The 12577-nt window shown below is 49.1% G+C and carries 10 protein-coding genes; 6 read left to right on the top strand and 4 right to left on the bottom strand.

What is annotated here, in order from left to right; all coding sequences use genetic code 11:
* Positions 1–92 precede the first annotated feature (92 nt).
* The 3 genes from pnuC (at position 93) to MKA69_RS14530 (ending at position 2375) form a co-directional block, all read left to right on the top strand.
* A complete protein-coding gene (gene pnuC / locus MKA69_RS14520) occupies positions 93–827 on the top strand; it encodes a nicotinamide riboside transporter PnuC (RefSeq protein ID WP_371131866.1) in 735 nt (244 codons plus the stop codon).
* A complete protein-coding gene (locus tag MKA69_RS14525) occupies positions 824–1555 on the top strand; it encodes a nucleoside phosphorylase (RefSeq protein WP_305848364.1) in 732 nt (243 codons plus the stop codon). Before pnuC ends, MKA69_RS14525 begins: the two co-directional genes overlap by 4 nt.
* Before the next feature lie 139 nt (positions 1556–1694).
* Positions 1695–2375 carry a Crp/Fnr family transcriptional regulator gene (locus MKA69_RS14530; protein WP_248373029.1) on the top strand — a complete coding sequence of 227 codons (681 nt, stop codon included), beginning with the start codon at positions 1695–1697 and terminating at the stop codon, positions 2373–2375.
* Between the two features lie 52 nt (positions 2376–2427).
* Here MKA69_RS14530 and glpQ read toward each other — a convergent pair whose 3' ends face one another.
* From glpQ to MKA69_RS14545, 3 genes are all read right to left on the bottom strand, one after another.
* Positions 2428–3495 carry a glycerophosphodiester phosphodiesterase gene (glpQ, locus tag MKA69_RS14535; RefSeq protein WP_305848365.1) on the bottom strand — a complete coding sequence of 356 codons (1068 nt, stop codon included), beginning with the start codon at positions 3493–3495 and terminating at the stop codon, positions 2428–2430.
* Positions 3496–3645: 150 nt separating this feature from the next.
* Positions 3646–5004, bottom strand: coding sequence for a glycerol-3-phosphate transporter (gene glpT / locus MKA69_RS14540; RefSeq protein ID WP_305848366.1), 1359 nt, complete (start codon positions 5002–5004; stop codon positions 3646–3648).
* A 470-nt stretch (positions 5005–5474) separates the two neighbouring features.
* A complete protein-coding gene (locus tag MKA69_RS14545; protein WP_055027898.1) occupies positions 5475–5822 on the bottom strand; it encodes a DUF3316 domain-containing protein in 348 nt (115 codons plus the stop codon).
* Positions 5823–6257: 435 nt separating this feature from the next.
* Here MKA69_RS14545 and MKA69_RS14550 point away from each other — a divergent pair, with 435 nt between their 5' ends.
* Complete coding sequence (locus tag MKA69_RS14550; protein ID WP_305848367.1) at positions 6258–7427, top strand: lytic polysaccharide monooxygenase; 1170 nt, start codon at positions 6258–6260, stop codon at positions 7425–7427.
* Between the two features lie 114 nt (positions 7428–7541).
* On the opposite strand, the gene MKA69_RS14555 is transcribed toward MKA69_RS14550, so the two are convergent.
* Complete coding sequence (locus tag MKA69_RS14555; RefSeq protein ID WP_305848368.1) at positions 7542–9596, bottom strand: ATP-binding protein; 2055 nt, start codon at positions 9594–9596, stop codon at positions 7542–7544.
* A 289-nt stretch (positions 9597–9885) separates the two neighbouring features.
* On the opposite strand from MKA69_RS14555, the gene MKA69_RS14560 reads away from it, so the two are divergent.
* Entirely contained in the window at positions 9886–11238 is a 1353-nt protein-coding gene (locus MKA69_RS14560) for a sigma-54 dependent transcriptional regulator (RefSeq protein ID WP_305848369.1), read from the top strand.
* 301 nt (positions 11239–11539) lie between these two features.
* Positions 11540–12547 (top strand): TAXI family TRAP transporter solute-binding subunit, encoded by a 1008-nt coding sequence (locus tag MKA69_RS14565; protein ID WP_000810881.1) that lies wholly within the window; start codon positions 11540–11542, stop codon positions 12545–12547.
* The last annotated feature ends 30 nt before the right edge of the window (positions 12548–12577 follow it).

Consider the following 12577-nt stretch of genomic DNA (forward strand, 5'->3'; position numbering starts at 1 on the left):
GCATCCATCAACGCAAGAGGACAAATGTCCTCTCTCTTTCCTCATATTGTTCCTTATAGTGTGGCAAGTCATAACAATGAGAGATAGAACAAATGGATCTGATGACTTTTTTTGATATTAACTACACCCTAGTCAATATTCCGATCGGTGGCGGATATGCCATGTCGTGGATTGAAGCGGTGGGAACACTGTTTGGTTTGCTGTGTATCTGGTTTGCGAGCCAAGAAAAAACCATTAACTACTTGTTTGGCCTGATTAATGTCACGCTGTTTGCGGTCATTTTTTATCAGATCCAACTGTATGGAATCTTGTTGCTACAGCTGTTTTTCTTCTGCGCCAACATTTATGGTTGGTATGCGTGGACTCGCCCGAATGCTCAAGGGGATACGCTCGTGGTGCGTTGGATGAGCCGCCAAAAATTGCTGCTTACGGCATGCATTAGCGTGATCAGCATTATCTTGATGACCATTTACATTGATCCGGTGTTCTTTTCTTTAGCCAATATTACCGTTGATGTATTGAATCTGTTTGGTGCACAACTGGATCGCCCAGTGTTATCTCCAGATGCTTTCCCATTCTGGGATGCGACGATGACGGTGCTTTCGGTGGTGGCGCAGATTTTGATGACACGTAAATACGTGGAAAACTGGATTCTGTGGGTGGTTATCAACATCATCAGTGTCGGAATTTATGCGGCGCAAGGTGTGTATGCTCTCTCTATCGAATACGCGATTTTGCTGTTCATTGCCGCCAATGGCACCCGAGCTTGGATGCAGACAGCTCGTCAAAATGCAGAAAAAAACCTAACCAATGAGGCAACTGCATGAGCATTCAACCCCACATTCATGTTGCCCAAGTTGCGCCACGCGTTGTGGTCTGCGGTGAACCGAATCGTGCGAACCGTATTGCCAGCTTGTTAAATCATGCAGAGCTTGTCGCTGAAAACCGTGAATACCGCTTATTCAGTGGTGAGTTTGAAGGGCAACCGATCACCGTATGCAGCACAGGGATTGGTGCGCCATCCATGATCATCGCGGTGGAAGAGCTGGTACGAAGTGGCGCAAAAGCCATTGTGCGAGTAGGTTCCGCAGGCGCAATGCAGCCAGAAATTGGATTAGGTGAACTGATTTTGGTGGAAGGTGCAGTGCGTGATGAGGGCGGTTCAAAGGCGTATATTGGCGCCGCTTATCCGGCTTACTCAAGCTTTGAATTGGTGCTGGAGATGCAACGCTTTTTAGCTACGCAGTCAGTGCCGACTCACCGAGGCATTGTTCGCTCGCATGACAGCTTTTACACCGATGAAGAAGTGAAGTTGTGCCGATATTGGAGTCGCAAGGGGATTCTTGCGGCGGATATGGAAACCTCTGCACTGCTCACGGTTGGCCGTTTACGCGGGTTACAGGTCGCTTCCGTTCTCAATAATGTGGTGTTGTATGAGCAAGATGTGCAAGAGGGCGTGAATCAATACGTCAATGCTGATCAAAGGATGATGCAGGGCGAAACGCTGGCTGCACGTGCGGCTTTGCATGCATTAAACGCGCTTAAATTCGATTAGCCCCAACCTATTTACGACCCATAACATGGCCTCACTCAATGAGCGGTATTGCTCAGTTGAGTGAGGAATCTAGGTAGAGCTTCGCCTAATAGCAAAAAACAGGTAGCCTATGCCTATGTGAATCGAATTTCCAAACGCTATGCAACTTACCGCGAATACTACCGGCCGTTTTTCAGGCTATTTGAATGCGCAACTGCCTGCGTTTCGCTTGGCGTTGGCTCAGTGCCAAACGGCGACAAAAAGGTTTGATGCGGGTGAAGCACTGTTGCAGCAAGGCCAACCTGTTGACTCTCTTTATGTGGTGTCTTGCGGCCGAGTTTCGATGAATATTCTGGCGGCTAATGGACGCCGTTTTCAACTCGGAGAAGTGCAGTGTGACGATCACCTATTTGGCGAGATGGAGTTTTTTACCGCCATGCCTTGTCAGTGGAATGTGGTGGCCGAAGAGCCGATTCAAGCAGCAGTGATTTGCGCTCAGGCATTGCAAGAGTGCCTTGAACAGCAACCTGTGCTTAGTCTGTTTTTTGCGTCTGCTTTAGCGCAGGATTACCAAGAGTCGCTGGATATTTACACGCAGCGTTTGATGCATTCAATCAGCTTTAACATCGCGCATGATCTGCTGCTCCAGCATGAAACTCGGGTCAATCTGGGTGGCTTTGAACGGATGGAGCCAGAAGCGGAGCGCTTCGGTACATCGAGCCGAGTGTACCGCCGTGCGGTGAAAGAGTTAGTGGATAGGGGATTGGTCGAAAAAGGTGAGCGTGGACTTATCATCAAAGATCTTGAAGCTCTGCGTGCTTTTGTGGCCAGTTTTGAATAAGCGAGGTGTCCCTCGCTTATTCGCTGACTGACGATAATGTCAATTTAAAGCATTATTGATTTAAGAAAGCCACCGCTTTATCAGGGAAGTCCGTAAACAGACCATCGACTTTCACTTGGTTGTAGAACACATCCAGCATCCCTTCGAAGTTGTCTGCCCAAGGTGCAATGCGCCCTTTATCGGCACGGAAAGTGTAAGGATGCACCACCAGACCGGCCTCTTTCGCTTGCTTCATCAACGGCTTAATAATGATATTGTCTTTGGTTGACGCATCATCAACTAGCATAGGTTTCCACGGGCCGATGCCATCGGCGTATTGCGCGACTTTAGTCATGCCGCCTTCGGCAAACATCCAGTCATAGTCATACGGTGTGGCTTGGTCACCTTGATAAACCATGGTTTCATTCCAGTCGGTGTACGCCAGTAGCTGAACTAGATTGAGATCCATCTTCATCGCTGGCAGCAGCTCATTATTTATGCGTTTTAGCTCGATAGGGTCAAAACATTGCAGATAGATTTTGTCGTCTTTGCTGTCGTAGCCATACTGCTTAAGAACCTTGAGAACGGCTTGAGAAATATCTTTGCCTTCATGACGGTGGAACCAAGGTGCTTTGATCTCAGGATAAATACCAATGTCATAACCCAGAGTTTTGTTGAGCCCTTGAATCAGCTCAATTTCTTCTGCCAGAGTCGGGACGGTGAAATCCCCTTTCCATAAAGGGAAACGATCGGGAAAGCCGGCGACTTTTTTACCTTGAGCATCAATGTCGAACCCTTCTGTCACGCGCAGGGTTTTAATTTCGGCTAGCGTAAAGTCAATCGCGTAGTAACGGCCATCGGCTCGTGCACGATTGGGGAAACGCTCTGCAACATCGGTGACGCGATCTAAATAGTGATCATGTAACACCACGAGTTGATCGTCTTTGGTCATCACTACATCTTGCTCGATGTAATCCGGCTTCATCGCATAAGCCAGTGTTTTGGCTTCTAGAGTATGTTCTGGCAAGTAGCCAGAGGCTCCGCGATGAGCAATCACTAATGGTTCTGCAGAAAGAATGCTTGAAAATAGCGAGGTTGAGCAGGCCAGAGCCAGCAGAGAAAGCGAGAATGGTTTTAGCATCATGAAATCCTTTTTTGTGACTCCCCATAGGTGCTGAACATGTCATTTATGTTCGTTGGGGATATTGAGTTGCCGCGCTCCTAATCAGGCAAGAGCGCGGCGAGGGGGACAAGCTATACTGACGATGTTATTGCTTGATGACACACGCTCTTAAATGGTCGCTTGTTTAAGCTTATCGTTATGGTGAGCGCGTTCGCCAACGAAAGCGTAAATCAAGCAGATCACGGAGAGTACACAAGAGGCAACCAAGACCATGAAGCCGCCATCCCAACCGAAGTGGTCAACGGTATAGCCCAATATCGCGTTAGCTGCCACAGCACCACCTAAGTAGCCAAAGAGACCAGTCAGACCTGCAGCGGTACCGGCGGCTTTCTTTGGAGCCAGTTCAAGGGCGTAAAGGCCAATCAACATCACAGGGCCGTAGATCAGGAAGCCGATCGCGACCAGAGCGGCCATATCCACAGTTGGGTTGCCTGCTGGGTTGAACCAGTAAACCAGAACGGCGAGCGTTACCAACACCATAAACAGGATACCCGCTGGCGCACGACGGCCTTTAAACACTTTGTCGGAAATCCAACCACACAGCAAAGTACCCGGAATGCCTGCCCATTCGTACAGGAAGTAAGCCCATGATGATTTATCAACCGTGAAGTGTTTGGCTTCTTTAAGGTAAACCGGAGCCCAGTCAAGTACGCCGTAGCGGATCAGGTAAACGAAGGCGTTAGCAATCGCAATCGACCACAGCAATTTGTTATTGAACACGTACTTAAAGAAAATCTCTTTCGCACTCATCTCATTTTCATGTGAGGTGTCGTAATCATCGGGATAGTCGTTTTTGTACTCTTCAATCGGTGGTAGGCCACAAGATTGCGGTGTATCACGCATAATGACCCAAGCAAAAATGGCAACCAGAACCGCAAAGAAAGCAGGGACATAGAATGCGGCACGCCAGTCGTCACTGAACATCCACAAGCCCAAAAGGAAGATTGGACCGATTAAACCACCACCGACGTTGTGGGCGACGTTCCATACCGACACGATCTCGCCACGTTCTTTACGTGACCACCAGTGCACCATAGTACGTCCACAAGCAGGCCAACCCATGCCTTGGAACCAGCCGTTTAAGAACAGCAGGATAAACATCGCAGTAATGCTGCCGGTTGCCCACGGCATAAAGCCGAAGCAGAACATCACTAGTGCCGAAAGGAGTAGACCCGCACTGAGGAAGTAACGAGGGTTAGAGCGGTCTGAAACGTTGCCCATTAAAAATTTAGACAGACCATACGCGATCGAAACCGCGCCCAATGCCACACCGAGATCTCCGCGGCTAAAACCTTGTTCGATAAGGTAAGGCATAGCCAGACTGAAGTTTTTACGGACTAGATAGTAACCGGCATACCCCACAAAAATACCGATAAAGAGTTGCCAACGAAGGCGTGAATAGACGCTGTCCACCTTATCGGATGGCAGCCGCTGCGTATGCGCAGCCGGTTTGAAGAGCTCGAACATAATGACCTCATTGTCTTTGGCGATGGTATTCCCCAACAGATTGGTTGCGACGTTTTCGATACCGTTTCCAATCGTTTGAGTTGTATCTTCCTTTACGGTTTGTTGACTCAAAGAGAGGGTTGAGTGTGAAAACGTAAAGAAAGGAGCGAACGAACAAACTGCTTTCGTTCGAAAGTGAGGCGATTGTTATGTTTATTAATTGTTATTACTGTGATTGATGTGGCACGTGAATTATTTTACTTATAAAAACAAATTGTAAATTTTCGTTTTTGTTGACTTCAATCGCAAAATTTATCGATTTGGAGCAATTCCATAGATTTTATGCGGGCGAAATTTTCATCTGAAATCAAATGAAAATTGAACGAAAATTAAATGTTTTCGTTAATGGAGCAATGCAAGAGAGGACGGAGAGTGGTGTTGTGATGTGAAAAGAGGGTGGGGTGATGGCATTCCATTGCCATCTCAGAGATTTAACCGCGACGATTTTCACGGGATTGATATTGGTAATCAACCTTCACTATAGCGCGGTATTGGACAGTACCACGTTGCTGAGAAAAGGCTTGAACTTGCACTTCACTGCTATCAATTTTTAAGGTTTTAGGTTGTAGAGCCGCATCTTGTAGTAAAAGCTCATTCGCCAGTTTTTGTGATGGCAGAGCCTTCAACTGATCCAGCTTTTGAAAGCCAGCCACATAGGCTTGTTCCTGACTGGAATATACGCCCGCATATAATGTGCGCTCATTGTGATTCGTTTCGAGACCCGCAAAAGCACCTGCACTAACGACTAAGGTAGTCAGACCTAGAATAATTTTTTTCATGATAGCTGTCCTTTTGATTGAGTGAGCGACATCTCTTAGCAAGAGGTGTCCTTGTTTGAATAACACCGTTTCATCCTAACGCTCACTGTGTAAAGAGTCCGTCAGGAAGCGTAAAGCTTTTGAAAAAGTACGGTTGGAATTTTTGATATAGGGTGAGTTGGTGGTGGTTTTATTGACACTGTTAGTCGTTAGCCAAATTTCATCCTGTCATGCCCTCGATTTGGCGAGCGTAGCAGAGTTTGAAGTGACTCGAAGGCTTGGCGCAATAGGTCGCTGTTACAAGCGGGGGCTGGAAAGTAGGCAGCAAATTGATCATTTTCCTTTGGGCTTTGAGTTGGAATTGACACGCTTTTTTCTGGTTATTGCTAGCTTTTGTTAGCCATTTGTAAACAAAAGTGGCGATAAAGAATAAGTCAGGATCAATAAGGAAAAATCATGAAATACGGACTAAAAATCAGTGCGCTAGGCTCAGTCATGCTCGGGGCTTTGGCTACACCGCAGGTACAAGCACATGGTTGGGTGGAATTCCCAAGCGCAAGGCAAAACACCTGTTACCTCGATGGTGGTTTTTGGGATAACGCGATTCCAAATCAAGCGTGTCAGGCGGCCTATGATGTTTCCGGCGCGTTTCCGTTTGTGCAGCGCAATGAAGTCTCGGCCAATGTGCAGAAGTATCGGGATATGGCAGCGGTAAAAGCGGTGGTGAAAGATGGTGAGCTCTGTTCGGCAGGCGATAAAGCCAAAGCGGGCTTGAATGTGCCTTCTGCCCATTGGCAAAAAACCGGAATCACCCTAGATGCCAATGGTCAAATTGAGGTCGTATTCCATGCGGCGACGCCTCACAATCCCTCGTATTGGCAATTTTACTTAACTAAAGCGAATTACGACCACACCAAGCCACTGACGTGGGATGACTTGGAATTGGTGGGCAGCTCGGATGATGTGGCTGCGGGAAGTGATAAAAAATACCGCTTTAAAGTCACACTGCCACAAGATCGCAGTGGCGATGCGATTCTTTACACGCGCTGGCAGCGGGTAGATGCAGGTGGTGAAGGCTTCTACAACTGTAGTGACATCACCTTTGGCGGCGCTACCACGCCACCAGATCCGACGGACCCGACCGATCCGGTTGAGCTCACTGCTCTGGGTTACTACGTACCGCAAGGGTTTGGCCCTGTTGAAGTCGGAGATAGTGTTCGCTTGCGAACATTTGATGCGACAGGTATGGAAACGACAGATATTGCCTTGCCAATCGGTGCCAACAATTTGGAGACTTGGCCTGCCGAGCTAGCGGGTCAGTTTAATCAACTCAAAAACGGCGAATGGTTTATTGGTATTTGGCACCAAGAGATGAACCACTACATGTTTGATACGCAAAATTTGTACGCCAACCAAGTCTTTGCGCCAAACAGTAACCTCACTTACCGTTTATCGCTGACGAAGGGAGATACCACTCCACCGACTCAACCCGAAAATGCATGGGATAAGAGCAAGACTTATACCGCAGGCGCGTTAGTCACTCATAAAGGCAAGAGCTGGACTGCCCAGTGGTGGACACAAGGTGAAGAGCCGGGAACCACAGGCGAATGGGGTGTGTGGCGCTAAGCGCGCTGCCTCTTTGACAAACTGAGCGTTGATATGCAGTCAAAAGAGGCAGTCACTCGCCAAAACAGGTTGTCTCGTACAACCTGTTTTTCTTTTTAATCAAGCATGTTGCCGCTATTGGGCGGCACGCAAGCGGATTTCGAAGCTCATGCCCGCATCGGGATTATTCGTTGCCACGATACTGCCTTGCATATCTCGCAGGCTATTGGCGACAATCGCTAGACCAAGCCCTAATCCTTCGCCCATTTTCTTGCTGGTTTGAAACGGCTCAAACATGGTGGTGAGAAGCTCAGGGGCAATCCCACAACCGTTGTCACTTACGCGTACGATCACCTGATGCTCTTCACTCACGGCGCTAATGCTGAGCTTCGGTTCTAAGGTTTGACTCATCGCATCTAACGCATTCGACACCAAATTACCGAGCACTTGGCGCAAGCGTTGCTCTTCTCCCATCACCAACGGCAGATCGCTAGAAAGCCGAACTCGAACATCCACCGGAGTTAAGCGTGCTTGATGGATACGCAAAATCTCCTGTAGTGCATCGGGCAGCGAGATGGCTTGCAAAGCATCGGGTCGATTGAACGCGAAGGATTTGAGTTGGGAAGTCATCGCCGCCATACGATCAATCAAAGAATGCACCAGCTTGGTATTGGCTTTGAGCAGCTGAGTTTCACCGCGTTCAAGGAGCAATTCGTTGCTCGAAAGCAGAGTACGCAAACCGGTGAGGGGCTGATTGAGCTCATGGGTAATCGCACTTGACATACGCCCCAGTGCCGCCATTTTGCTCGCTTCAATCAGCTCTTGTTGAGCGGATTTCAACGCTGCGGTGCGCTCTTCCACCCGCTCTTGCAAATCGCGGTTGGCATTCTGTAGTGCGATTTCCGCTTTCTTGCGTTTACTGATATCAATCAGTGTCACCAAATAGTGGCGGCGATCTTTCCAACTGACCGCAATCAGGGAGAACAGCACCGGAAACAAACTGCCATCACTGCGCCGCGCGACGGTTTCCACGTTGGTGATGTCGGCCAGCTCTTGATGCTGAGTGAGATTTTTCAGCAGCAGTGGCACGGTGGCATTCGGGTTTCCAGTATCAAACAGCGACCACGCTTGCAGCTGCCGCACCATACTTTCCGAGAGGCTGAAATAGCGCTTCGCCATCGGATTGATCTCTTCAATGCGGCCTTGTCCATCGATCAGCAGCAGCCCAACGTGGGTTTTGTTGATCATATTGCGTTGGCGCTCTTCAGCTTCAAACAACACCTGTTGAATCTTGGCTTCACTGAGGCGCTTTTGATACTGCTCATACCGTAGCCTTGCCAATAACAACAGCAGTAATACGGTGACGACGGCGCTAGCGCTGAACCACATCACGGTTGCATTGATCGTGTTAAGTGGCGTGAGGTAGGTAATGGTCCAATTCAAGTCGTCCAAAATGACCGATTGAGCAAGATATGGTGCTTTGTCCACATTCCACAGAGTGATGCGTGTGCTATCAAATAGGGTGCGTCTTTGTGCCGCTTCCGCGACTTCAGGATGGGTGGCAATCCAATCGGCACTGTACAGTGCGCTGCTGGAGAGAAAATAGTGGCGGCTGGCGTTTTGGAATAAGATCAACTCATCGCTAGCGAACCATTGATCAGCCAATACATTTAAATCCACTTGTACTGCAACAGCGCCTATGATTTCCAAATCTAAGTAAACAGGGGCGGCCACAAAGTAAATAGGCTTAGTGCCAACGGATTTGGTGACAATCGAAATCCCTTCACGCTGCTGCAAAATTTTGTTGATGATGGCTTTACCATCAGAGAGCTTCCAGCTTTCGGCATTTTTACTGGCCGCTAACACGGATCCGGAGAGGGTTAGTATGTACCAACCTTTGGTACTCGCGGCTTTATCCAGTTGTGCCAATTGCTGCTGTAATTGGGCTTGCGGGCGATCATCGCCCTGAAACAGTCTGAGCGTGTTGGCTTCATTGGTCATCAGGTACGGCAAATGATAAAAGCGACTTAGAGTGCGCCTCACATCACTGATGTAATCGAGCAAACGCTGCTCGCCGTGGCGCTGCGCTTGCCCCAGTTGCCAGTTTTCACTGATGGCGTGCGAGCCCCATCGCACCGCGATCAGCAGCACAATGATTAACACTATCCAACTTGCTTTATTAAGTTTCAAAGCATTTTCCTATTTAAAACGAGCACCGAGCTTGACGCTTCAACTTAGCAACGAAAGCGATAAATGTTAATGACGGGTAACTCAGAAGTGAGAGTCGGCTCCTTTCCAAGCTCGACAAATTTGCTTACTTTAGCCGCACAACAAGTATACCCTTCCTACTTGAAGCTGCAGCGGTGTTGGCTACGTTCGTTCACCCCAATCACATAGTCTATCTATGCTCATGGGGACTCACTCACTTGCCGCCTACCTGCAACTCCAAGTTGTTTGGGTATAGAACAAGGGGTCAAGTGTGGAAAGCCAACGGATTGCATTGATTGAGGACGACGACATTGTGCGCCAAGCCACAGGCCAGTGGTTACAACTGGCGGGGTTTGACGTGGCGATGTTTGCAGATGGCGCATCCGCGTTAGCGGCGATTGACCAGCAGAGTTTCGCCGCCGTGGTGAGTGATGTGCGCCTGCCCGATACTGATGGATTGAGTCTGTTGGTGGCGTTGAAAAATGTGCAATCGCTGATGCCAGTGATTTTGATCACTGGACATGGCGATGTCGACATGGCGGTGAAAGCGCTGCATCAAGGCGCGTTCGATTTTATCGAGAAGCCATTCCAACCAGAACGTCTTGCCAACACGGTGGCGCAAGCGGTCAGTCAGTACCAAAACGCGCTGTCATCGCAGTCGCGTGCCCACTATCTTGCTTCTGCCAAAGGGTTAGAGCAGATCTTGATTGGGCAGTGTAAGTCGATTCAACTGCTGCGCGAGCAAATCGCCAAAGTCGCAGCGATGGATACCAACGTGATCATTTACGGCGAAACTGGCTGTGGCAAAGAACTGGTGGCGCAGTGTCTGCATCAAGCCAGCGAGCGTCAGCGTGGTCAGTTTGTGGCGATTAACTGTGGCGCGATCCCAGAAAACCTGTTTGAAAGTGAACTGTTCGGCCATGAAGCGGGCGCGTTTACCGGTGCGGTGAAGCGGCGGATTGGCAAGCTGGAACTGGCCGATAAAGGCACGCTGTTTCTGGATGAAATCGAGAGCATGCCACTGGCCATGCAAGTGAAAGTGCTCCGCGTGCTGCAAGATCATGTGGTGGAGCGGGTGGGCAGTAATCAGCCGATCACCATTGATTTACGTGTGATTGCGGCGGCTAAGGAAGAGCTGCGGCAGCACGCGGAATTTCGCCAAGATCTCTTTTACCGCCTCAATGTCGCGCAGTTGTATTTACCGCCGCTGCGTGAGCGAGGAGACGATATTTTGCTGCTGTTTGAACACTTCTGTGTACAAGTGAAACCGACTTGGCGCAGCCTGAGTGAAGCGGATCGGTTGGCGCTGCTCACTTATCGTTGGCCGGGTAACGTGCGCGAGCTGCGTAATGTCGCGCTGCGTTATGCGCTGGATGACAGCATCAGTGTTGGGGAAATACTGGTTTCACGTCCGGGAATGACTGAAGAAGAAGCCTCAGCGGGGTTACCGCTTGCCATTCAAGTGCACAATTTTGAACGTAAAGTGATCGCTCAGGCGCTGTATCGCCATCAAGGTAACATCAGTGAAGTGATGAAAGAGCTGGATTTGCCAAGGCGCACTCTGAATCAGAAAATGCAGAAGTTTGGTTTGCTTCGCGGTGATTTTACTGCGCAGGAGGAATGAGCAAAATTTTGCTCATCACTTTTCAATGGTTTTTATTAACATCGATCACATTTAGTTAACCTTGCGTGATCGCTCTCCTGATTTTTGAGCCTAAAACACGCGCGATGATCGGCGGTTTTTTGCTGATGTACTTTAGGCTCAATCAGCAAGATTTTGCTCATTTTTATCTGTTTTGAAAATTAATGCCTTATAAAACAATGGATTAATTTTTGGCATCTTCTTTGCTCTTACTGATATTGCTCATGCTGTACGTTTGGAAACGGTGCAGCATCGAAAAATAATCACAACATGGAGAGTCACGATGAAACAAAAGCGCCTTACGCAAACCCTATTAGCCGCCATCACTTCGTTTGGTTTAATCGGTGGAGCTTACGCAGCCGAAGAACGCAGCTACATTCTTGCCACCGCGTCAACCGGAGGAACCTATTACCCCGTAGGTGTAGCTCTGGCGACCCTGACCAAAGTCAAACTCACCCCGAGCTACCACTTTTCACTCTCCGCGATTAGCTCGGCTGGATCGGGTGAAAACGTGAAGTTGATGAACGATAACGAAGCCCAGTTCGCGATTTTACAAGGTTTGTACGGTGCTTGGGCATGGGCGGGCGAAGGCCCGTATGCGGAGCGTCAAAACCAATTGCGTTCCGTCTCTATGCTGTGGCAGAACGTGGAGCACTTTATTGTGCGCTCTGATCTCGCGCCAACCGGCACCATTGCCGATCTGGCCAGCATGAAAGGGAAAAAGTTTTCGATTGGTTCGAAAAACTCAGGCACGGAATTTTCTGGACGGCAGATCATGCAAGGGATTGGCGTTGACCCTGATACCTTTAATCTGGCTTATTTGGGTTACGGCGGCAGTGCTAGTGCGCTGCAAAACGGCACCATTGATGGCATGAACACGCCTGCGGGTGTGCCGGTTGGTGCGGTGACTCAAGCTTTTGCGGCGATGGGCAACGACATCAAGATCCTCTCTTTCACTGATGAGCAGATTAAACAAGCCAACGGTAACTACAATTTGTGGACCAAGTTTGATATTCCGGCGAACACCTATCCGGGCGTCGATAAAACCATCACCACCATTGCTCAGCCGAACTTCCTCGCGGTGCGTACCGACATTTCGGAAGAGGATGTGTATCAGCTCACTAAAGCCATGTACGAGAACTTAGCTTTCCTACAAGGCATCCACAAAGCGACCAAAGATATGGCGATTGAAAAAGCCATCGAAGGCTTGCCCATGCCACTGCACGCCGGTGCGGCGCGTTACTACCAAGAAGTGGGGATTAAAATTCCTGCGCACTTGATGCCACAGTAAGGTCGGCAAACGCGAAAGACTGCTCGGGAG

It is taken from the genome of Vibrio sp. AH4, assembly GCF_030710545.1.
In the GTDB taxonomy this organism is placed as follows: Bacteria; Pseudomonadota; Gammaproteobacteria; order Enterobacterales; family Vibrionaceae; genus Vibrio; species Vibrio metoecus.